The organism is Microbacterium martis, assembly GCF_047246685.1.
Taxonomy (GTDB): domain Bacteria; phylum Actinomycetota; class Actinomycetes; order Actinomycetales; family Microbacteriaceae; genus Microbacterium.
In genome coordinates this window covers 1,215,335-1,236,707 of sequence record NZ_JBFOKT010000001.1, presented here as the reverse complement: position 1 = coordinate 1,236,707, position 21,373 = coordinate 1,215,335, and the positions used below count along the sequence as shown (strand labels likewise).

The window sequence follows — 21,373 nt, the reverse complement described above, 5'->3', positions numbered from 1 at the left end:
GCGCGAGGAGGCCGGCCCCGCAGACTCAGGAACGGAACTCTCAGCGCATGGCATCTACCGCAGACATCAAGAACGGCGTCGTTCTCAGCATCGACGGACAGCTCTGGAACGTCATCGAGTTCCAGCACGTCAAGCCCGGCAAGGGCGGCGCGTTCGTGCGGACGAAGCTGAAGAACGTCGTGTCGGGCAAAGTCGTCGACCGCACGTACAACGCCGGCGCCAAGATCGACATCGAGAACGTGGACCGCCGCGACTTCACGTACCTCTACGCCGACGGCGACAGCTTCGTGTTCATGGACACGTCGGACTACGACCAGATCACCGTGGGCGCGGCGACGGTGGGCGACGCCAAGAACTTCCTGCTCGAGAACCAGCAGGTGACCATCGCCCTCAACAACGGCAACCCGCTGTACATCGACCTGCCCGCGTCGGTCATCCTCGAGGTCACCTACACCGAGCCGGGCCTGCAGGGCGACCGCTCGTCGGCGGGCACCAAGCCGGCGACCGTCGAGACCGGCTACGAGATGCAGGTGCCGCTGTTCGTCGAGACCGGCACCCGGATCAAGGTCGACACGCGCACGGGCGACTACCTCGGTCGCGAGAAGTAAGGCGTGAGCGCCCGGACGAAGGCGCGCAAGCGCGCACTCGACATCCTGTTCTCCGCCGACGTCCGTGGCGACGACCTGTCGGTGACCCTCGCCGCCGAGGCGAAGCGCGCGGCGAGCGAGCCCGCCCGCGAGGCCTCCTGGCTCTATGCGCGCGAGATCGTGGACGGCATCATCGACCAGCGCGACGAGATCGACGAGCAGATCACCACGCACAGCCGCGACTGGAGGCTGGAGCGGATGCCGGCCGTCGATCGGGCGCTGCTGCGCATCGGGGTGTGGGAGATCCTTTACAACGACGAGGTCCCCACGGCCGTCGCCATCGACGAGGCGGTGGAGCTCGCCAAGGAGTTCTCGACCGACGATTCCGGCGCCTTCGTGCACGGCGTGCTCGCGCGCGTGTCCCGCGCCGCCTGACCCGTCGGCACGGCCTCGCGCGGGGCGCACGACTGTCGGTGACAGGGGAGAGGATGGCGGCATGATCCTGCCGCTCGACGCCTCCCCGACGGGTGATCCCTCCGGTGCCGACTGGCGCTCGCTTCTCGGGGCACCCGGCCGCGATGCCGCCGCGACACCGCTCGCTTTGGGGATCGAGCTGCGCATCCGCGACGCGAGCGGCACCAACCCGTGGGCCGCGCGACCGCAGCGCACCGCCACGCCGCGCGACGTCGCGAAGCGCACGGGGGAGGTCGTGCTCGGCATCCGTCCTCTCGAGAGAAGCGCGGCGACCGGCGCGTGGGTGCAGGGTGCGGCCACGTGGGACGCCGTTCGGCGCTCACCCGCACAATACGGTCGCGCGCGCTCACGCTGGTTCGCCGATCTGCTGAGCATCGCCAGGGACACGCTGTTGTCGGGCACCGCGGGGGACTGGCTGGTGGTCGACCTGATCGAGTCGGCTCTGCTCTGGGGGCACCTCCGCACGGCCGCCGATGCCGGGATCCCGCTCGTCGCCGTGCAGAAGAGCACGACGGTGGTGCTGGCCGAGGTGGCCGAGATCACGGCCTCGGTGGAGCGCGACGACGACGGGGACCTCCGAGTGCGCGCGCAGGCCGCGATCGACGGGCGCCCGATCGACGCCGGCGCCGCGCGTCCCATCGGGCTCACCGGCCTCTACGAGGTCGTACCCCACGGCGCGCGGCTGCGGATCACCCTCGCCGAGGCTCCTCTGACCTCCGCAGTGCGCGCACTCCTGGGCGCACCCGGCGGTGTGGTCGTGCCGCGCGACGACGAGGCCGCGTTCCTTCGCGACGCCTACCCGCTGCTCGCCCGTCGCGTCGCCGTGCGCGCGCGTCACGGCGTCGAGCTTCCCGCGCTGCCGCCGCCGCGCGCCGTCCTCCTGCTCTCGTTCCTCCGCGGCGACACGGTGAGGTACGCGTTCGAATGGGACTACCGCGGATTCGGCCGAGTGCCCTTCGGCACCGGAGCCGAGGCGGTGCGCGACGAGGGCGCCGAAGACGCCGGGCGCCGCGCCCTGCACGAGCTCTGGTCGTCGCATCTCGGGGAGGACCTCGCACCGAGCGGCGCGTTCCACGACGTGGCGGCCGCCGAGTTCGTCACCCGGGTCGTGCCCGCACTCGAGTCCGACGGCGTCATCGTCGAGGTGTCGGGCCGCCGCAAGGCCTATCGGGAACTCACCGGAGAGCCCGAGATCATCGTCGAGGCCGTGGAGAGCACCGATCCGGACTGGTTCGACCTCGGGATCCTTGTGAGAATCGACGGCCGCACGATCCCGTTCCAGCCGCTGTTCACGGCGCTCAGCCAGGGACGCAAGCGACTCCTGCTCGTCGACGGCAGCCACTTCTCGCTCGCCCATCCCGCACTCGACCGACTGCGCGAGCTGCTCGACGAGGCCGCCCAGCTCGACGAGTGGGAGACCGGCCCGAGGATCAGCCGCTCCCAGACCGCGCTCTGGGAGGACTTCGAAGATCTCGCCGACGAGGCCGAGCCCGCAGTCGCATGGCGTGAGCTCGCCGACGGGCTCCGTTCGGCGGACGCAGTCCCCGAGGTCGCGGTCCCGAGCGGCCTGCGCGCCGACCTCCGCCCGTACCAGAAGGCGGGATTCGACTGGCTCGCGTTCCTGTGGGGGCATCGGCTCGGCGGCATCCTCGCCGACGACATGGGGCTCGGCAAGACGCTACAGCTGCTGGCTCTCATCCAGCACGCGCGCGAGACCGGAGAGGAGCGCCCGTTCCTCGTGATCGTGCCGACCTCGGTGCTCGCCACGTGGCGTAGCGAGGCCTCGCGCTTCGTGCCCTCGCTCCGACTCCTCGTTCGCGACACGACCCAGGGCGTCGCCCTCGCCGACGCGATCGGCGCGGTCGACGTCGTGCTCACGACCTACGCGATCGCCCGCCTCGACGAGGAATCGTTCGCGGCGCACCGCTGGGCGGGGCTCGTGCTCGACGAGGCGCAGTTCGTGAAGAACCCTGCGACGAAGGTGCATCGGGCCATCGCCTCCTTCCCGGCGGATGCGACCTTCGCGGTCACTGGCACTCCGATGGAGAACAGCCTCAGCGAGCTGTGGGCGCTGCTGAAGCTCACCGCACCGGGGCTCTTCCCGTCGGCGCGGAAGTTCCGCGAGACCTACATCCAGCCGATCGAAGAGGGGAAGGTGCCCGAGAACGAGGAGGGCGCTCCGTACCGGCAGCGCCGGCTCGACCAGCTGAGACGCCGCATCCGTCCTCTCGTGCTGCGGCGCACCAAGGAGCTCGTCGCGCCCGACCTGCCCGCCAGGCAGGAGCAGGTGCTCGAGGTCGAGCTCGGCAGCGCGCACCGCGCCCTCTACGAGACGGTGCTGCAGCGCGAGCGCCAGAAGGTGCTCGGGCTGCTCGACGACCTCGACCGCCACCGATTCATCGTCTTCCGCTCGCTCACCCTCCTGCGCATGCTGAGCCTGGCGCCCGGACTGATCGACCCGGCCGATGCGAAGATCGGCTCCCGCAAGCTCGACGTGCTGCTCGAGCGGATCGTCGAGCTGCAGGCCGAAGGCCACCGCGCCCTCGTCTTCAGCCAGTTCACCTCGTTCCTCGACCTGGCGGCGGCACGGCTGCGTGCCGCCGGCATCCCGTTCGCGCATCTCGACGGCTCGACCCGCCACCGGCAGGACGTGGTCGACGGCTTCCGTGCGGGGGAGCAGCCGGTGTTCCTCATCAGCCTCAAGGCAGGCGGTTTCGGCCTCACGGTCACCGAGGCCGACTACGTCTTCCTGCTCGATCCGTGGTGGAATCCCGCGGCCGAGGCCCAGGCCGCCGACCGCACCCACCGCATCGGACAGACGAGACAGGTCTTCGTCTATCGGATGATCGCCACCGACACCATCGAGGAGAAGGTGCTCGCCCTTCAGCGCCGCAAGGCGCGGCTCTTCACCGCCGTCCTCGACGATGAGGCGCTGTTCGCCCGGTCGCTCACGGCCGACGACATCCGGGGGCTGTTCGATTCCTGACCGACTCTCCCCGACCCGTATAGTCACGGCCTCGTCGGAGGGCTCGTCCAGGCACCCCTCGGTAGACTCGTACGGTTCACTTCCAGGAGGGATGTCATGCGGATCACGGGACTCGGCCACGCGGGGATGTTCATCGAGACGCTCGGCGGCAACATCATCTGCGACCCGGTGCTCGGCCCGTCGTTCTACGGATCCTGGTTCCCGTTCCCCGACAATCGCGGGCTGGACTGGGAGCGCTTCGGCCGCGAGGCCGACTTCCTCTACATCTCGCACCGCCACCGCGACCACTTCGATCCCGCCCTGCTCGAGCGGTACATCCGCAAGGACATCGAGGTGCTGCTCCCGGAGTATCCGATCGACGACCTCGAACAGGACATCCGGGCGCTCGGCTACACGAACATCACCTACGCTCCGGCCGGGCAGGTCATCGAGCGCGGCGACCTGAAGATCATGATCACGCCGCTGCGCGCCCCCAGCGACGGGCCGATCGGCGACTCGTCGCTCAGCGTCGACGACGGCACCGCCTCGGTGCTCAACCAGAACGACTCGCATCCGCTCGACCTCGAGGCGCTGATGAGCTTCGGCAAGCCCGACGCCTACTTCACCCAGGTCTCCGGAGCCATCTGGTGGCCGATGGTCTACGACCTCCCTCTCGATGCCAAGCAGAACTTCGCCCGTCTCAAGCGCGAGGCGCAGAACAAGCGCGCCATGTACTACATCGAGAAGGTCGACGCGGCGCACGTCTTCCCGATGGCGGGCCCGCCGATGTTCCTCCGCGACGACCTGTTCGATTTCAACGGGTTCGGTCGCAACGGCGAGTCGATCTTCACCGATCAGAAGCAGTTCATCGCCCACATGAACGAGCTCGCCCCGCAGTACCACGGTCATCTGTTCGTGCCCGGCACGATCGTGACCGTCGAGGGCTCGTCGGTCACGACCGAGCAGTCGCTGTACACCGAAGCCGAGCTGTCGCACATCTTCGACGAGAAGTGGGAGTACCTCGAGTCGCAGCGGGCGAGCAGGCAGCAGGAGATCCGTGACGAGGAGGCCTCGCGCGCAGAGGTCATCCCGCCCGCCGAGATGCTCGAGATCCTCAAGGGCTGGTGGGAGCCGCTGCTGAAGAAGTCGCGCACCATCCGACTCGGCGTCGGCGGCAACGTGCGGTTCCGCATCGGAGAGCTCGACATGGTCGTCGACTTCCCCCGTGCGAAGGTGCGCGAGTACGCGGGCGAGGAGTGCATCTACTGGTACACGATCCCGGCCGACCTCGTCTCGTCGAACATCCGGGACCGCGAGATCGACTGGTCGAACTCGATCTTCCTGTCGATGCAGTTCCACGTGGGGCGCAGCGGCAAGTTCAACGAGTTCCTGACGACGTTCCTCAAGTGCCTCTCGGTCGACCGCATCGAGTACGTGGAGAACTGGTACCAGGAGCAGACGGATCAGACCGAAGACGCCGAGATCGGCGACTGGGTCGTGCAACGGCGCTGCCCGCACCTGCGCGCCGACCTCACGAAGACGGGCAAGGTCGACGCCGACGGCGTGCTCACGTGCAGCATGCACGACTGGAAGTGGGACCTCACGACGGGCCGCTGCCTCTCGACGAGTGGCCACCCGATCCGTGCGACGAAGATCGACGAGGTCACCGACGCCGCGCTCCGCGAGGCGAGCTGACCTCGACATCTGCAGGTCGAGAACACATCTGCAGGTCGAAACCACCGGTCTCGACCTGCCGTCGTGTTCCGAACCTGCAATCTGCTCCGAGACACCGGAACGGCTCGGGTAGACTGAGCGGGCAAGCAACCTTTAACACCGTCCTGTGAGGCGGAGAAGGGAGCGGCTGATGAGTGCACGCACCGTGCTGCACGAGGCCGATGTGTCGCGGGCTCTGACCCGCATCGCCCACGAGATCCTCGAATCGAACCGGGGAGCGGAGAACCTCGTCCTGCTGGGCATCCCGACCCGCGGCGTGGCCCTCGCTCAGCGACTCGGCCGCCTGATCGGCGAGATCGCGCAGACGTCGGTCCCGATCGGCGCCCTCGACGTCACGCTGTTCCGCGACGACCTCGCGAAGCATCCGACCCGGTCGCCGCATCCGACCGACATCCCGGCGGGCGGCGTCGACGGCCGCGTCGTGGTGCTCGTCGACGATGTGCTCTTCTCGGGGCGCAGCATCCGGGCCGCGCTCGACGCGCTGCAGTCGATCGGTCGACCGGCCGCCGTGCGCCTCGCGATCCTGGTCGACCGCGGGCACCGCGAGCTGCCGATCCGCCCGGACTTCGTCGGCAAGAACATTCCGTCGTCGCGCCAGGAGCGCGTGAACGTGCGTCTGCGCGAGTACGACGGCGCCGAGGAGGTGACGATCGAGGCATGAGGCATCTCCTCGACACCCGCACCCTCGACCGCGCGACGGCCCTGCGCATCCTCGACGTCGCCGAGGACATGTCCGACACCCAGTCGCGCGAGGTCAAGAAGCTGCCGACCCTGCGCGGCAAGACCGTCGTGAACCTCTTCTTCGAGGACTCGACCCGCACGCGCATCTCCTTCGAAGCCGCGGCCAAGCGCCTCTCGGCCGACGTGATCAACTTCGCCGCGAAGGGCTCCAGCGTGTCGAAGGGCGAGAGCCTGAAAGACACGGCGCAGACGCTCGAGGCGATCGGGGCGGATGCCGTCGTCATCCGGCATCCGGGCTCGGGAGCTCCGCAGACGCTGGCCACCAGCGGATGGATCTCCGCCGGCGTCGTGAATGCCGGCGACGGCACCCACGAGCATCCGACCCAGGCGCTGCTCGACGCCTTCACGATCCGCAAGCGGCGCTTCGGCGCCGACAGCCGCGGTCGTGACCTCGCCGGACTCCGCATCGTCATCGTGGGCGACGTGCTGCACTCCCGCGTCGCCCGGTCGAACGTGTGGCTGCTGGCGACGCTCGGCGCCGAGGTGACACTGGTCGCGCCGCCGACTCTCGTTCCGCAGAACGTCTCGCTCTGGCCGGTCCGCGTCGTCTACGACCTCGATGAGGCGCTGGCCGAGGGGCCGGACGCCGTGATGTTGCTGCGCATCCAGCTCGAGCGGATGAACGCCGCGTATTTCCCGACTGAGCGGGAGTATTCACGGCGATGGGGGCTCGACGCACGGCGGGTGGGCGCTCTGCCGGGCGGTAGCATTGTGATGCACCCCGGACCCATGAACCGGGGACTGGAGATCTCCTCCGAGGCCGCCGACTCCGATCGCTCCACCGTGCTGGAGCAGGTGACGAACGGGGTCTCCGTACGCATGGCGGTGCTGTACCTGCTGCTGGCAGGAGAACGAGAAGAGCGAGGGGGAGACCTGTGAGCGAGACCCTCGTCATCACCGGTGCACAGCTGATCGGGGCGGAGAACGCCGACATCGTCGTCGAAGGCGGGACGATCACCGAGATCGGATCGGGCCTGAGCCGGACCGGCGCCCGCGTCATCGACGCCGACGGCCTCGTCGCCCTCCCGGGCCTGGTCGACCTGCACACGCACCTCCGCGAACCCGGCTACGAGGCGTCGGAGACGATCCTCACGGGAACGCGAGCGGCAGCGGCCGGCGGCTTCACGGCGGTGTTCGCGATGCCCAACACCTCTCCGGTCGCCGACACGGCGGGGGTGGTCGAGCAGGAGCTCGCCCTCGGTGAGGCGGCCGGATACGCCACGGTGCAGCCCATCGGCGCGGTCACCGTCGGGCAGAAGGGCGAGCGCCTGGCCGAGCTCGGGGCCATGGCGACGTCGCGAGCGCGCGTCCGCGTCTTCAGCGACGACGGCTTCTGCGTGTCGGACCCGCTGATCATGCGCCGTGCCCTGGAGTACGTGAAGTCGTTCGACGGCGTGATCGCCCAGCATGCGCAGGACCCTCGGCTGACCGAGGGGGCCCAGATGAACGAGGGGACGGTCTCGGCCGAGCTCGGTCTCGCCGGCTGGCCCGCGGTCGCCGAGGAGTCGATCATCGCCCGCGACGTGCTGCTCGCCGAGCACGTCGGCTCGCGCCTGCACGTGTGCCACCTCTCCACGGCCGGATCGGTCGACATCATCCGCTGGGCGAAGAAGCGCGGGATCGCCGTGACGGCCGAGGTCACCCCGCACCACCTCCTGCTCACCGACGAGCTCGTGCGCGGCTACGACGCCCGCTTCAAGGTGAACCCGCCGCTGCGCCGCGAGGAGGACGTCCTCGCGGTGCGCGAGGGGCTCGCCGACGGCACGATCGACATCGTCGCCACCGATCACGCACCGCACCCGAGCGAGCACAAGGCCTGCGAGTGGCAGGCGGCGGCCAACGGCATGGTCGGTCTCGAGAGCGCCCTGCGCGTCGTGCACCAGTCGATGGTGCAGACGGGTCTCATCGGCTGGTCCGACGTCGCGCGGGTCATGAGCGAGGCCCCCGCGCGCATCGGGCGCCTGGCCCGGCACGGCACTCCGCTCGAGGTCGGTGGACCGGCGCACATCGCCCTCTACGACCCCTCGGTCGAGGGCGTCTTCACCGAGGCCGACCTCCACGGTCGCAGCGTGAACTCCCCCTACCTCGGACAAGCCCTCCCCGGGCGCATCGAGTTCACCCTGTACGGCGGTCGGCTGACGGTCGACGGGGGAGCGGTCGTCGAGGAGCTCGGCGCGTGACCCGGGAGATCGCCATCGCGGTGATGATCGCCTTCGCCCTGCTCATCCTCGCGACGATGCTGCTTGCCTGGCGTCGACGCCTGCGCCGCGACGCCGGCCTGACGGCGCCGCTCGGAGTGCCCGAGCACGCCGAGGTCCTTCGCCGCGACGAGGTGCTCTACGTCTCGACCACGCGCCACGACCAGCCGCTCGAGCGGCTCGCGGTGGCCCCGCTGGCGTATCGTGCCCGAGGCGAGCTCGCCGTGACCGACCGCGGGGTCGCTCTCTGCCTCGACGGCACGCCCACCGTCTTCCTCGCAGCCTCGCGGCTCGTGAACATCGATCGGGCGACCGTCACCATCGACCGCGTCGTCGAGCCGGGCGGGCTGGTCCGCATCGCCTGGCGGGTCGACGGCGGCACGGTCGTCGACTCGTACCTGCGCCTGGCGACCGGAGACCCGCACGACCTCTTGACCGATCTGCAGCGGCTGGTCCCTGCAGTGCCCGACCCGGCCGCCACCGACACGGCCGCCCCCGACACAGGAGCCGCACGATGACCTCCCTGCCTGAAACCGCCGTCCTCGTCCTCGAAGACGGCACCCGCCACACCGGACGCGCCTACGGCGCCCGGGGGCGCACCCTCGGCGAGGTCGTCTTCGCCACCGGCATGTCCGGCTACCAGGAGACCCTGACCGACCCCTCGTACGCCGGGCAGATCGTCCTGCAGACGGCGCCGCACATCGGCAACACCGGGATGAACGACGAGGACACCGAGTCGCGCCGCATCTGGGTGGCCGGATACATCGTGCGCGACCCCTCGCGCGTCGTGTCGAACTGGCGCGCGAACGCGTCGCTCGACGACATCCTCGTGCAGGACGGGATCGTCGGCATCAGCGGAATCGACACGCGGGCGATCACGCGCCACATCCGATCGGCAGGGTCCATGCGCGGCGGCATCTTTTCGGGCGCGGATGCCGCGCTCGAGGCCGACGAGCAGCTGCGCATCGTTCGCGAGGCACCCGAGATGGCGGGACAGAACCTCTCCGCCGAGGTGTCGGTCACGAGCGTCCTGGTGACGCCCGCGGTCGGCGAGCGGATCGGCAACCTCGCCGTGCTGGACCTCGGCGTGAAGCAGGCGACCGTCGACAATCTCGCCGCCCGCGGCTTCGAGGTCCACGTTCTGCCGCAGAGCGCCGGCATCGACGACATCCGCGCCATCGACCCCGTGGCGGTGTTCTACTCCAACGGTCCCGGCGACCCCGCAGCATCCGGCGATCACGTCGAACTGCTGCGATCGGTGCTCGACGACGGCCTGCCCTTCTTCGGCATCTGCTTCGGCAACCAGCTGCTCGGGCGTGCTCTCGGCCTGGGCACGTACAAGCTGCCCTTCGGGCACCGCGGCATCAACCAGCCGGTGCTCGACAAGCAGACCGGCCGGGTCGAGATCACGGCCCACAACCACGGGTTCGCCGTCGATGCTCCGCTCGAGGGGGCGTTCGCAAGCCCGAACGGATACGGTCAGGTCGAGGTGAGCCACGTCGGCCTCAACGACAACGTGGTCGAGGGCCTGCGGGCGCTCGACATCCCCGCCTTCTCGGTGCAGTACCACCCGGAGGCCGCGGCCGGACCGCACGACGCCAACTATCTCTTCGACCGCTTCCGCGACATGGTCTTCGCGACCCTTCGACAGGCTCAGGGATCCACCCAGGGAGAAGCTCAGTAATGCCCAAGCGCGACGACATCAGCTCCGTCCTCGTCATCGGCTCCGGCCCGATCGTCATCGGTCAGGCCTGCGAGTTCGACTACTCCGGCACTCAGGCCTGCCGCGTGCTTCGCGAGGAGGGCGTGCGCGTCATCCTGGTGAACTCGAATCCGGCGACGATCATGACCGACCCCGACTTCGCCGACGCGACGTACATCGAGCCGATCACGCCCGCGGTCATCGAGACGATCATCGCCAAGGAGAAACCCGACGCCATCCTGCCGACGCTCGGCGGCCAGACGGCGCTCAACGCGGCCATGGCGCTCGACGCGCAGGGAATCCTGGAGAAGTACGGCGTCGAGCTCATCGGCGCGAAGGTGGAGGCGATCCAGAAAGGCGAGGACCGCCAGGTCTTCAAGGAGCTCGTGCTCGAGGCCGGCGCCGATGTCGCGAAGAGCGTCATCGCGCACACGATGGACGATCTGCTGGCCGGCGCCGAACAGCTCGGCTACCCGCTCGTGGTGCGCCCGTCGTTCACGATGGGCGGACTCGGCTCGGGCTTCGCCTACGACGAGGACGATCTGCGCCGCATCGGCGGCGCAGGTCTCCGCGACTCGCCGACCACCGAGGTCCTCCTCGAGGAGTCGATCCTCGGCTGGAAGGAGTACGAGCTCGAGCTCATGCGCGACACGGCCGACAACACCGTGGTGGTCTGCTCGATCGAGAACGTCGACCCGGTCGGCGTGCACACGGGCGACTCGATCACGGTCGCTCCGGCTCTGACCCTCACCGACCGCGAGTACCAGAAGCTGCGCGACATCGGCATCGACATCATCCGCGCGGTGGGCGTCGACACCGGAGGATGCAACATCCAGTTCGCGGTCAACCCCGAGAACGGCCGGATCATCGTCATCGAGATGAACCCGCGCGTCTCCCGGTCGAGCGCCCTGGCGTCGAAGGCGACCGGCTTCCCGATCGCGAAGCTCGCCGCCAAGCTCGCCCTCGGCTACCGCCTCGACGAGATCCCCAACGACATCACGGGTGTGACCCCCGCCAGCTTCGAGCCGACACTCGACTACGTCGTGGTGAAGGTGCCGCGGTTCGCCTTCGAGAAGTTCCCGGCCGCCGACGCGACGCTGACCACGACCATGAAGTCCGTGGGCGAGGCCATGGCCATCGGGCGCAACTACGCGACGGCGCTGCAGAAGGCGCTGCGCTCGCTCGAGAAGCGCGGGTCGAGCTTCCACTGGGGCACGGAGGACCGCACCGTCGACGAGCTGCTCGAGATCGCGAAGACGCCGACCGACGGCCGCATCGTGACGGTGCAGCAGGCGCTGCGCAAGGGCGCGACGGTCGAGCAGGCCTTCGCCGCGACGGCCATCGACCCGTGGTTCCTCGACCAGATCGTGCTGATCAACGAGGTCGCCGAGCTCGTCCGCACGGCGCCCGAGCTGGATGCCGCCACGCTGCGTTACGCGAAGGAGCACGGCTTCTCCGACGCCCAGCTCGCCCAGCTCCGCGGTGAGACGGAGGCGGAGGTGCGCGGCGTGCGCCACGGACTCGGCATCCGTCCCGTGTACAAGACCGTCGACACGTGCGCGGGGGAGTTCCCGGCGCTCACGCCCTACCACTACTCGAGCTACGACTCCGAGACCGAGGTCGCTCCCTCCCCGCGCACCAAGGTGGTCATCATCGGTTCCGGTCCGAACCGCATCGGTCAGGGCGTCGAATTCGACTACTCGTGCGTGCACGCCTCGTTCGCCCTGTCGGATGCCGGCTTCGAGACCGTGATGGTCAACTGCAACCCGGAGACCGTGTCGACCGACTACGACACTTCCGACCGCCTGTACTTCGAGCCGCTCACGCTCGAGGACGTGCTGGAGGTGCTCGACGCCGAGGCCGCGAGCGGGACCATCCTCGGGGTCGTCTGCCAGCTGGGCGGTCAGACGCCGCTGGGCCTGGCGAAGGGCATCGAGGCGGCCGGCTACACGGTCCTCGGCACGAGCCCCGAGGCGATCGACCTGGCCGAGGAGCGCGAGCTCTTCTCCCGTCTGCTCGACGACGCCGGTCTGCTCGCCCCCCGCAACGGCACGGCCGTCGACGTCGAGGGCGCCGTGCGCATCGCGGAGGACATCGGCTACCCCGTGCTGGTGCGACCGAGCTTCGTGCTCGGCGGGCGCGGCATGGAGATCGTCTACGACACCGCCTCGCTGCGCGACTACTTCGTGCGCACGGCAGGCGAGGTCGTCATCGAAGAGGGCAAGCCGCTGCTCGTCGATCGGTTCCTCGACGACGCGATCGAGCTCGACGTCGACGCGCTCTACGACGGGACTGACCTGTTCATCGGCGGCGTCATGGAGCACCTGGAGGAGGCCGGCATCCACTCCGGCGACTCCAGCTGCACCCTCCCACCGGTGTCGCTCGGTCGCAGCGACGTCGACCGCGTGCGCGAGGCGACCCTCGCGATCGCCGAAGGCGTGGGCGTGCGCGGCCTGCTGAACGTGCAGTTCGCCATCAGCGCGGGCGTGCTCTACGTGATCGAGGCGAACCCGCGGGCGAGCCGCACGGTGCCGTTCGTGTCGAAGGCGCTCGGCATCCCGATGGCGAAGGCCGCGAGCCGGGTGATGACGGGCTCCACCATCGCCGATCTGCGCGCGGAGGGCATGCTGCCCGAACAGGACGGCTCGCGCGTTCCTCTCGACGCCCCGGTGTCGGTGAAGGAGGCGGTGCTGCCGTTCAAGCGGTTCCGCACGGCCGAGGGCAAGACGGTCGACTCGATCCTCGGGCCCGAGATGCGCTCCACCGGCGAGGTCATGGGCATCGATCGCGACTTCCCGACCGCGTTCGCGAAGAGCCAGGCGGCGGCGTACGGCGGCATGCCGACCTCGGGAACCGTCTTCATCTCGGTCGCCGACTCCGACAAGCGCGCCGTGATCCTCCCGGCGCACCGTCTGCAGCAGCTGGGCTTCACGATCGTCGCGACCGAGGGGACGGCCGAGATCCTCTCGCGCAACGGCATCGCGGTGAGCGTGGTCGAGAAGTACAGCGAGACGCAGGAGTCGGGCGCGAAGAACATCGTCGACCTCATCAACGAGGGATCCATCGACATCGTGGTCAACACGCCTTCCGGTGGAGCGGCCCGCGCGGACGGCTACGAGATCCGTGCGGCCGCGGTCGCCGCGGACAAGGCGCTCTTCACGACGATGGCGGTGCTCGGCGCCGCCGTGAGTGGCATGGATGCCGCGCACGAGGGCTTCGACGTCAAGAGCCTCCAGGAGTACGCGCGGGAGCGGACGGCGGCGCGATGAGCGGAGGCTTCGGCGAGCGGGTCCGGGCGGCGCTGCGGTCGCAGGGGCCGCTGTGCGTGGGCGTCGACCCGCACGCGGCGCTCCTCGCGTCGTGGGGTCTGCCCGCGACCGCGGCGGGTGTGCGGGAGCTGGGCCTGCGCACGGTCGACGCCGCCGCCGGTCGCGTCGCGTTCGTGAAGCCGCAGGTGTCGTTCTTCGAGCGCTTCGGATCGGCGGGGTTCGCCGCTCTCGAAGAGGTGCTGGCCGCCGCGCGCGCCGCCGGGCTCATCGTCATCGCCGACGCGAAGCGCGGTGACATCGGATCGACGATGGACGACTACGCGCGGGCGTGGCTGCAGCCGGGGTCGGCGCTCGAGGCCGACGCCCTGACCGTGAGCCCCTTCCTGGGCGTCGGGGCCCTCGACGGCACGTTCGCGCTCGCGCACGACCACGGCAAGGGCGTGTTCGTGCTCGCCGCGACCAGCAACCCCGAGGCGGCCGCCCTCCAGCGCGCGACCGGGCGGAGCGGTGCGACCGTCTCCGCCGACATCGTCGCCGAGGTCTCGGCCCGCAACGCCGCGGCGGCGGCGGACGACGAATGGGGGAGCCTTGGGTTCGTCATCGGGGCCACGGTCGAGTGGACAGACGCCGGCCTCGACCCGTTCGCGCCGGCCGCGCCGATCCTCGCTCCGGGCTTCGGAGCGCAGGGGGCGTCCCCGACCGACGTCGAGGGGCGCTTCGGCCGTGCGGCCGAGATGGTCATCGCCAACGAGAGCCGCAGCATCCTCGCCGCCGGACCCGCCGACCTCGCCGCGGCGATCCGGGCCCGTGCCGCCGACTACCGGGAGGCCGTCCGTGTCTGAACCGCGCCGCACCGTTCCCGAGGTCGATCGTGCCGCAGCCGCTCGCCGAGCCGTCGAGAGGCGACGAGCGCGGGCGTCGCTGAAGCGCGATCTCACGACGCGGGTCGTGCCGCCCCAGAAGGTCCTCCATCGGGCGACCGCGGACGCCGACTCGGTGGAGGGCTCGCTGCGCATCACCGATTTCCTGCTCGCCCTGCCGGCGATCGGCGCCGGCAAGCGCGACCGGGTGCTCGACGAGCTGCGCATCTCGCCGGTGAAGCGCCTCGGCGGCCTCGGGGCGCGCCAGCGCGCGGTGCTGGAGTCCTGGCTGGACCAGAGGTTCCCGGTGCTCGAGCCGCGGGGCGAGCGCAGTCGACTGCTGGTGCTGGCCGGGCCGACGGCCGTGGGCAAGGGGACCGTCGCCGCGCACATCCGCGAGCACAACCCCGAGATCCACCTCTCGGTCTCGGCGACGACGCGCCCCCCGCGCCCGGGCGAGGTCGACGGCGTGCACTACTACTTCGTCGACGACGCCGAGTTCGACCGGCTGATCGCCGACGGTGAGCTGCTCGAGTACGCCGTGGTGCACAACCGCTCCCGCTACGGCACCCCCCGCGCCCCGATCGACGCCGCGCTGGCCGAGGGCAGGACCGTGCTCCTCGAGATCGATCTGCAGGGCGCGCGGCAGGTGCGTCGCGCCGAGCGGGCGGCGACGCTCATCTTCCTGCTCCCGCCCAGCTGGGACGAACTCGTGCATCGACTGGTCGGACGGGGGACCGAGGGACCGGAGGAGAGGGCTCGACGGCTGCGCACCGCGAAGGTCGAACTGGCGGCGCAGAACGAGTTCGACCACCTCATCGTGAACGAGGACGTCGCCGCGGCCGCCCGCGAGGTCGTAGAATTATCTTCGAACTCTGCGCGCTGAGCCATCTCGCGCGCCCGTCACGCCGTCTTCCCGCGACGATCCCGTCGCCCGAATCAGGAGGTCCACCATGGCCGGACACCACACCAACGGAATCATCGATCCCCCCATCGACAACCTGCTCGACCGCGTCGACTCCAAGTACGAGCTCGTCATCTACGCCGCGAAGCGCGCGCGCCAGATCAACGACTACTACTCCGACCTGCACGAGGGGAACCTCTTCGACAACGTCGGCCCGCTCGTCGACTCCTCCGTCGAGGACAAGCCGCTCACCATCGCGCTCCACGAGATCAACGAGGACAAGCTGCGCCTGCGTCACGCGGAGTGATGTTCGCCGATCGGGCCGCCGCGTGTCGGCGGCCCGGTCCAGAATGGGTGCTGCACCCTTTCCCCGTCCGTCCCGTTCTGGAGCTTCGATGAGCGCCCTGCGTCTGTTCACGTCCGAGTCCGTCACCGAAGGGCACCCGGACAAGATCTGCGACCAGATCTCGGACAGCATCCTCGACGGACTCCTCGCGAAGGATCCGGGATCCCGGGTCGCGGTCGAGACACTGGTCACCACCGGGCTCGTGCACGTGGCCGGCGAGATCCGGACCGAGGCCTACGTCGACATCCCCACGATCGTGCGTCAGGTCGTGAACGGCATCGGCTACACGTCGAGCGACACCGGCTTCGACGGAGATTCCTGCGGGGTGAGCGTGTCGGTGGGCGAGCAGTCCTCCGACATCGCCCACGGCGTCGACAACGCGCGCGAGCACCGCGACGGATCGTCGGTCGACCCGCTCGACGGTCTCGGGGCCGGCGACCAGGGCATCATGTTCGGTTTCGCGACGAACGAGACGCCGCAGCTCATGCCGATGGCCGCCTGGACGGCGCATCGCATCGCGGAGCGCCTGACCGAGGTGCGCCGCAGCGGTCTGCTGCCGTTCCTCCGCCCCGACGGCAAGACGCAGGTGACGCTCGGCTACGACGGGTTCACGCCGAAGACGGTCGACGCCGTGGTGCTGTCGACCCAGCACCATCCCGACATCTCCCAGGACGAGCTGAAGGCGCAGGTGCGCGAGCACGTGATCGACCCCGTCCTCGCCACGACGGGCCTCGACCTCGGCGACGTCACGCACTACATCAATCCCGCCGGTCCCTTCGTGACCGGGGGACCCAAGGGCGACGCCGGCCTGACCGGCCGGAAGATCATCATCGACACCTACGGCGGCGCCGCGCGGCACGGCGGCGGGGCGTTCAGCGGCAAGGATCCGTCCAAGGTCGACCGCTCCGGCGCCTACGCCACGCGCTGGGTCGCCAAGAACGCGGTGGCGGCGGGGCTGGCCGACCGCCTCGAGGTGCAGGTCGCGTACGCCATCGGCGTCGCGCGACCGGTGGGGCTCTACGTCGAGACCTTCGGCACGGGCACGGTCTCCGACGAAACCATCATCCGTGCGATCGACGAGGTCTTCGACCTGCGCCCCCAGGCGATCATCGAGCAGCTCGACCTGCTGCGCCCCATCTACGCGCAGACGGCGGCGTACGGACACTTCGGGCGGGAGCTGCCCGACTTCACGTGGGAACGGACCGACCGCGTCGAAGAGCTGCGTCGCGCCGCCGGGCTGTGACGGGGCTGCGGTCCTGATGTCCGCCGAGAGCCGGCGCATCGCGCGCGTGCTCCTCGACTCGCCGCTTCCGCAGCTCGACCGTCTGTTCGATTACGCCGTACCGGCGGAGCTGGGCGAGGTGCCGCCGGGCGTCCGCGTGCGGGTGCCGCTGCGCACCGCGGGCCGAGTCGTCGACGGTTACGTGGTGGAGGTCGGGGTGGAGGACGACGCCGACCGACCGCTGTCGGAGGTCGAGAGCGTCGTCTCCGACGTCTCCGTGCTGCCGGAGCGCCTGCATCTGCTCGCGCGGCGGGTCGCCGATCGCGCCGCCGGATCGGCCTCCGACGTCTTGCGGCTGGTCATCCCGAAGCGGCAGGTGCGCGTCGAGAAGGCATGGTCGGGGGAGAGCCCCGAGGTCGTGCTCGACGAGGAATCCCGTGCCCGCGTCCGGAGTGCGATCGAGCAGTACGACGGTCTCGACGCCGTCATCGACGGCGGCGGACGGGCGGCCGTCGAGGCCATCCCGCAGATGCGCGACGGCGTGGAGGGCTGGGCCCGGATGCTGGCGGCCGCCGCCGCACGGATGCTGGCCGCGGGGCGCTCGACGATCCTCGTGGTCCCCGACCACCGCGACCTCGACCGACTGCTCTCGGAGCTCGGCGCGCTCGTGCCCGATCACGCCATCGTGCGCCAGGACTCGCGGCAGACCAATCCCGAGCGATACCGCGGCTTCCTGAGGACGTTGGAGAGCACCCCCTGCATCGTCGTGGGCAACCGGTCGGCGGTGTACGCCCCGGTCACGGCAGGGCTGGTCGCCGTCTGGGACGACGGCGATCCCCTCCTCTCCGAGCCGCTCGCGCCGTACGTCCACGCCCGTGACGCCGCCCTCCTCCGACAGGAGCTCGAGGAGTCGACGCTGCTGTTCGTCGGTCACACGCGCACCACCGAGGTCGAACGTCTCGTCGCGCACGGGTGGCTGCATGATGTGCGCGCGGCCCGCCGCGTGCTCCCGCGCGTCGTCCTCAGCACACCGCAGGAGATGGAGCAGCCGACGCCGCAGCGCCTGCCGTCGTCGGCGTTCCTGTCCGCTCGCGATGCGGCGGCCGAGGGGCCGGTGCTGGTGCAGGTGTCACGCCCGGGATTCGCGCCTTCGCTGGTGTGCGCCGAGTGCCGCGCCCCGGCGCGGTGCCGCCACTGCGGGGGACCGTTGGGCGCGCGTCACCGCGGAGCCGTCCCCGTGTGCGGCTGGTGCGGGCGCGGTGCCAGCGCCTGGGAGTGCCCGGTGTGCTCCTCGACGAAGGTGCGGCTCGCCTCGTCGGGCAGCGAACGCACGGCCGATGAACTGGGTCGGGCCTTCCCCGGCGTCCGGGTGATCGTGGCCGACGGCGCGCATCCGATCGATCGGGTCGACGCCAAGCCCGCCCTCGTGGTGGCGACCCGGGGCGCCGAGCCGCTCGCGGTCGGCGGCTACCGCGCGGTCGTCCTCCTCGACGGGCCCCGCATGCTGCAGGCGCCCGACCTCCGCATCGGGGAGTCCTGCCTGCGCTGGTGGTCGAACGCGGCGGCTCTCGCCGCCCCCGGGGCTCCCGTTCACCTGGTCGGCGTCGACGGTGCGGTGGCGAAGGCGCTGGCGACCTGGAATCAGGCGGGATACGCGCGCTCCGAGTTGGCGAACAGGGCGCCCCTGCACATGCCGCCCACGGCACGGGTGGCCTTCGTGGAGGGGACGGCGGCAGCCGTGTCGCGTGCGCTGGCAGACCTCGCAGACCTCGGCCTGCCGCGCGACGCGGTTCTCGGTCCCGTGCCGGTGGAGTCCGACGACGTGCCCCCGCGGGTGCGCGCCCTCGTGCGGTTCGAGTACGGAGCCGGTGCGCGCGTCGCCACCGCGCTGCGCGCCGCCGTGGTGGCCGAAGCGGTGCGCGGACGCCGCGGGCGAGCCCGGAACACGCGCAGCGCGCTCTCGGTGCGCCTCGATATCCTCGATCCAGAGCTCTGACCCATCCGGAGAACCTTCATGCGTCTCGTCTTCGCCGGCACACCCGCCGCCGCCGTCCCCACCTTGCAGCGCCTCGCGGGCCTCCACGAGGTCGCCGCGGTGATCACCCGTCCCGACGCTCCACAGGGGCGCAAGCGCGTGCTCACCCCGTCGCCCGTGGCGGATGCGGCCGCCGCGCTCGGTCTGCCGGTGATCAGGGCGGCGCGTCTCGACGACGACGCGACGGCTCGCATCACCGCTCTCGAGCCCGAGCTCGGCGTCATCGTCGCCTACGGCGGGCTGGTGCGCGAGCCGCTGCTCTCGGCCCCGACGCGCGGTTGGATCAATCTCCACTTCTCGCTCCTGCCGCGCTGGCGCGGCGCCGCGCCGGTGCAGCGCGCCCTGATCGCCGGCGACGGCACGCTCGGCGCGAGCGTGTTCCAGCTCGTGTCGGAACTCGATGCCGGCGACGTCTTCGCGATGCGCGAGGTCGACGTGCCGGCGGGCGCGACGGCAGCCGAGGCGCTCGATGTGCTGGCGCGCGACGGCGCAGCGCTCACCGCCGACGTGGTGGCCGGCATCGCCGACGGCACCGCTCGCGCGACACCGCAGCAGGGCGACCCGACGACCGCGCCGAAGCTCGTGCTGGCCGACGGCCTCCTCGACTGGACCCTGACGCTCGAGGCCGTCTTCGCCCGCTTCCGCGGCGTCACGCCCGAACCCGGCGCGCACACCACCGTCGACGGCGAACGACTCAAGGTGCTCGAGGCCGCCCCGGCGCCCGCGGCGGATCCCCTGGAACCAGGCCGCATGGCCGCCGACAGGTCGGCCGTGCTGATCGGCACGGCATCCGCTCCTCTGGCGGTCACGCGCGTGCAGCCGGCCGGCCGGGGAGCGATGAGCGCCGTCGACTGGTGGCGCGGGCGGCGGGGCGCCGACGACCTGCGAGCGGGATCGTGAGCGGACGACCCGGCGCGCACGGCCGGTCGGGTCGCGGCCCGTCGAGGTCGGTGCAGCCGGCGCGCCGTGTCGCGTACGACGCCCTGCGGGCGGTCTCGGAGGACGACGCGTACGCGAACCTGGTGCTGCCGGCGATGATCGCGGAGGCCGGCCTGAGCCCGCAGGATGCGGCGCTCGCCACCGAGCTCGCCTACGGCACGCTTCGTCGCCGAGGAACCTACGACGCGGTCATCGCCGAAGCGGCCGACCGCGCACCGGCCGACATCGATCCCGCGGTGCTGGATGCGCTGCGCCTCGCCGCTCACCAGCTGCTCGCGACGCGCGTCGCCGCGCACGCGGCGGTCAACGAGTCGGTGAACCTGGTGGCCTCGGCGGTGGGCCGCGGGGCGGCGAGCTTCACGAACGCGGTCCTGCGGCGCATCGCCCGCGACTCGGCCGAGCAGTGGCAGGAGCGTATCGAAGAAGGAGCCCGCTCCGACGACGAACGGCTCGCCCTGCGCTCGGCGCACCCGGTCTGGGTGATCCGCGCCCTGCGGCGCGCGCTGGCCTCCGAGGGGCGCGTCGACGAGCTCGACGCCCTCCTCGACGCCGACAACGCCTCGCCGGAGGTCACCCTCGTGGCCCTTCCCGGACTGGCCGAACCGGCGGAGCCGCGCCGACCGTATGCCGCGACGGCCTTCGCGTCGCCCGGCGGAGACCCGCGTACCTCGGTGTCGGCGTCCGGCGGAGCGGTGCGCGTGCAGGACGAGGGCTCGCAGCTCGTCGCACTCGCGCTGACCGCTGTCGCGCCCATCCGGGCGGGGGAGCGGTGGCTCGATCTGTGCGCGGGTCCGGGCGGGAAGACCGCGCTGCTGGGAGCGGTCGCGCGCGAGCACGGTGCCGTCCTCGAGGCGAACGAGGTCGTGCCGGCCCGGGCGAATCTCGTGCGCAAGGCTCTGCGGGCGGTGCCCGGTGAGGTGATCGTGCACGAAGAGGACGGTCGCCGGCTCGCGGCGGCACGGCCGGGGGCCTTCGACCGCATCCTCGTCGATGCGCCCTGCACGGGGCTGGGCGCCCTCCGGCGCAGACCCGAGGCGCGCTGGCGCAAGTCCCCCGCCGACGTCGCGGAGCTGGTTCCCCTGCAGGTCGAGCTCCTCTCCGCAGCGCTCGACGCGCTCGCTCCCGGCGGCGTGGTGGCCTACGCCACCTGCTCGCCGCATCTCGCCGAGACGACGGGAGTGGTGCAGGAGGTACTGCGGGATCGCTCCGACGTGGTCGAACTCGACGCGCGAGCGACCATCGCGGCCGTCTCCCGCTCGCCGATCGACCTGGTCGACGACGGCCGCGCCGGCTCGGGCAGCGCCCAGCTGTGGCCGCACCGGCACGGCACCGACGCGATGTTCCTCGCACTGCTCCAGCGCGACCCGGACGCCGCCACGACAGGGAAGGAACGATAA

The 21,373-nt window shown here is 70.9% G+C and carries 17 protein-coding genes; all 17 read left to right on the top strand.

Translation table 11 applies throughout. The features are described 5' to 3' along the window. Positions 1-47: 47 nt before the first annotated feature. The 17 genes from efp to AB3M90_RS05860 all read left to right on the top strand — a co-directional run bounded on the left by efp (position 48) and on the right by AB3M90_RS05860 (position 21,373). The gene (gene efp / locus AB3M90_RS05940; RefSeq protein ID WP_116634929.1) at positions 48-608 is read left to right on the top strand and encodes an elongation factor P; all 561 of its coding nucleotides are present in this window, start codon (positions 48-50) and stop codon (positions 606-608) included. A 3-nt stretch (positions 609-611) separates the two neighbouring features. Next, positions 612-1,022, top strand: coding sequence for a transcription antitermination factor NusB (nusB, locus tag AB3M90_RS05935; RefSeq protein ID WP_412950594.1), 411 nt, complete (start codon positions 612-614; stop codon positions 1,020-1,022). Between the two features lie 61 nt (positions 1,023-1,083). Further along, entirely contained in the window at positions 1,084-4,047 is a 2,964-nt protein-coding gene (locus tag AB3M90_RS05930) for a DEAD/DEAH box helicase (protein ID WP_412950593.1), read from the top strand. Positions 4,048-4,143: 96 nt separating this feature from the next. Beyond that, positions 4,144-5,721, top strand: a complete 1,578-nt coding sequence (locus AB3M90_RS05925; RefSeq protein ID WP_412950591.1) for a Rieske 2Fe-2S domain-containing protein — start codon at positions 4,144-4,146, stop codon at positions 5,719-5,721. Between the two features lie 169 nt (positions 5,722-5,890). Continuing rightward, positions 5,891-6,421, top strand: a complete 531-nt coding sequence (gene pyrR, locus AB3M90_RS05920) for a bifunctional pyr operon transcriptional regulator/uracil phosphoribosyltransferase PyrR (RefSeq protein ID WP_412950590.1) — start codon at positions 5,891-5,893, stop codon at positions 6,419-6,421. After that, on the top strand, positions 6,418-7,380 hold the full coding sequence (locus AB3M90_RS05915; protein WP_412950589.1) for an aspartate carbamoyltransferase catalytic subunit: 963 nt from the start codon (positions 6,418-6,420) through the stop codon (positions 7,378-7,380). Before pyrR ends, AB3M90_RS05915 begins: the two co-directional genes overlap by 4 nt. Continuing rightward, positions 7,377-8,681 (top strand): dihydroorotase, encoded by a 1,305-nt coding sequence (locus AB3M90_RS05910; RefSeq protein ID WP_412950588.1) that lies wholly within the window; start codon positions 7,377-7,379, stop codon positions 8,679-8,681. Before AB3M90_RS05915 ends, AB3M90_RS05910 begins: the two co-directional genes overlap by 4 nt. Then, positions 8,678-9,217, top strand: coding sequence for a PH-like domain-containing protein (locus tag AB3M90_RS05905; protein ID WP_412950587.1), 540 nt, complete (start codon positions 8,678-8,680; stop codon positions 9,215-9,217). Before AB3M90_RS05910 ends, AB3M90_RS05905 begins: the two co-directional genes overlap by 4 nt. Further along, a complete protein-coding gene (gene carA / locus AB3M90_RS05900; RefSeq protein ID WP_412950586.1) occupies positions 9,214-10,383 on the top strand; it encodes a glutamine-hydrolyzing carbamoyl-phosphate synthase small subunit in 1,170 nt (389 codons plus the stop codon). Before AB3M90_RS05905 ends, carA begins: the two co-directional genes overlap by 4 nt. Then, positions 10,383-13,670 (top strand): carbamoyl-phosphate synthase large subunit, encoded by a 3,288-nt coding sequence (gene carB, locus AB3M90_RS05895; protein ID WP_412950585.1) that lies wholly within the window; start codon positions 10,383-10,385, stop codon positions 13,668-13,670. Before carA ends, carB begins: the two co-directional genes overlap by 1 nt. Beyond that, positions 13,667-14,512, top strand: coding sequence for an orotidine-5'-phosphate decarboxylase (gene pyrF, locus AB3M90_RS05890; protein WP_412950584.1), 846 nt, complete (start codon positions 13,667-13,669; stop codon positions 14,510-14,512). The genes carB and pyrF overlap by 4 nt, the downstream gene beginning before the upstream one ends. Further along, a complete protein-coding gene (gene gmk, locus AB3M90_RS05885; protein WP_412950583.1) occupies positions 14,505-15,416 on the top strand; it encodes a guanylate kinase in 912 nt (303 codons plus the stop codon). Before pyrF ends, gmk begins: the two co-directional genes overlap by 8 nt. A gap of 67 nt (positions 15,417-15,483) precedes the next feature. Further along, the gene (gene rpoZ / locus AB3M90_RS05880) at positions 15,484-15,741 is read left to right on the top strand and encodes a DNA-directed RNA polymerase subunit omega (protein WP_042536631.1); all 258 of its coding nucleotides are present in this window, start codon (positions 15,484-15,486) and stop codon (positions 15,739-15,741) included. A gap of 88 nt (positions 15,742-15,829) precedes the next feature. Continuing rightward, positions 15,830-17,023: a methionine adenosyltransferase gene (gene metK, locus AB3M90_RS05875; protein WP_412950581.1), complete on the top strand. Its 1,194-nt coding sequence runs from the start codon at positions 15,830-15,832 to the stop codon at positions 17,021-17,023. Positions 17,024-17,039: 16 nt separating this feature from the next. Beyond that, complete coding sequence (locus AB3M90_RS05870) at positions 17,040-18,998, top strand: primosomal protein N' family DNA-binding protein (RefSeq protein ID WP_412950579.1); 1,959 nt, start codon at positions 17,040-17,042, stop codon at positions 18,996-18,998. Positions 18,999-19,016: 18 nt separating this feature from the next. Continuing rightward, a complete protein-coding gene (gene fmt, locus AB3M90_RS05865; RefSeq protein ID WP_412950578.1) occupies positions 19,017-19,937 on the top strand; it encodes a methionyl-tRNA formyltransferase in 921 nt (306 codons plus the stop codon). A 50-nt stretch (positions 19,938-19,987) separates the two neighbouring features. Beyond that, on the top strand, positions 19,988-21,373 hold the full coding sequence (locus AB3M90_RS05860) for an RsmB/NOP family class I SAM-dependent RNA methyltransferase (protein WP_412951232.1): 1,386 nt from the start codon (positions 19,988-19,990) through the stop codon (positions 21,371-21,373).

What these genes read in the sequence shown, in the direction of transcription:
- efp (WP_116634929.1), top strand. Translation starts at nt 48, where the DNA reads ATGGCATCTACCGCAGACATCAAGAACGGCGTCGTTCTCAGCATCGAC.
- AB3M90_RS05930 (WP_412950593.1), top strand. Translation starts at nt 1,084, where the DNA reads ATGATCCTGCCGCTCGACGCCTCCCCGACGGGTGATCCCTCCGGTGCC.
- AB3M90_RS05925 (WP_412950591.1), top strand. Translation starts at nt 4,144, where the DNA reads ATGCGGATCACGGGACTCGGCCACGCGGGGATGTTCATCGAGACGCTC.
- pyrR (WP_412950590.1), top strand. Translation starts at nt 5,891, where the DNA reads ATGAGTGCACGCACCGTGCTGCACGAGGCCGATGTGTCGCGGGCTCTG.
- AB3M90_RS05915 (WP_412950589.1), top strand. Translation starts at nt 6,418, where the DNA reads ATGAGGCATCTCCTCGACACCCGCACCCTCGACCGCGCGACGGCCCTG.
- carA (WP_412950586.1), top strand. Translation starts at nt 9,214, where the DNA reads ATGACCTCCCTGCCTGAAACCGCCGTCCTCGTCCTCGAAGACGGCACC.
- carB (WP_412950585.1), top strand. Translation starts at nt 10,383, where the DNA reads ATGCCCAAGCGCGACGACATCAGCTCCGTCCTCGTCATCGGCTCCGGC.
- pyrF (WP_412950584.1), top strand. Translation starts at nt 13,667, where the DNA reads ATGAGCGGAGGCTTCGGCGAGCGGGTCCGGGCGGCGCTGCGGTCGCAG.
- rpoZ (WP_042536631.1), top strand. Translation starts at nt 15,484, where the DNA reads ATGGCCGGACACCACACCAACGGAATCATCGATCCCCCCATCGACAAC.
- metK (WP_412950581.1), top strand. Translation starts at nt 15,830, where the DNA reads ATGAGCGCCCTGCGTCTGTTCACGTCCGAGTCCGTCACCGAAGGGCAC.
- AB3M90_RS05870 (WP_412950579.1), top strand. Translation starts at nt 17,040, where the DNA reads ATGTCCGCCGAGAGCCGGCGCATCGCGCGCGTGCTCCTCGACTCGCCG.
- fmt (WP_412950578.1), top strand. Translation starts at nt 19,017, where the DNA reads ATGCGTCTCGTCTTCGCCGGCACACCCGCCGCCGCCGTCCCCACCTTG.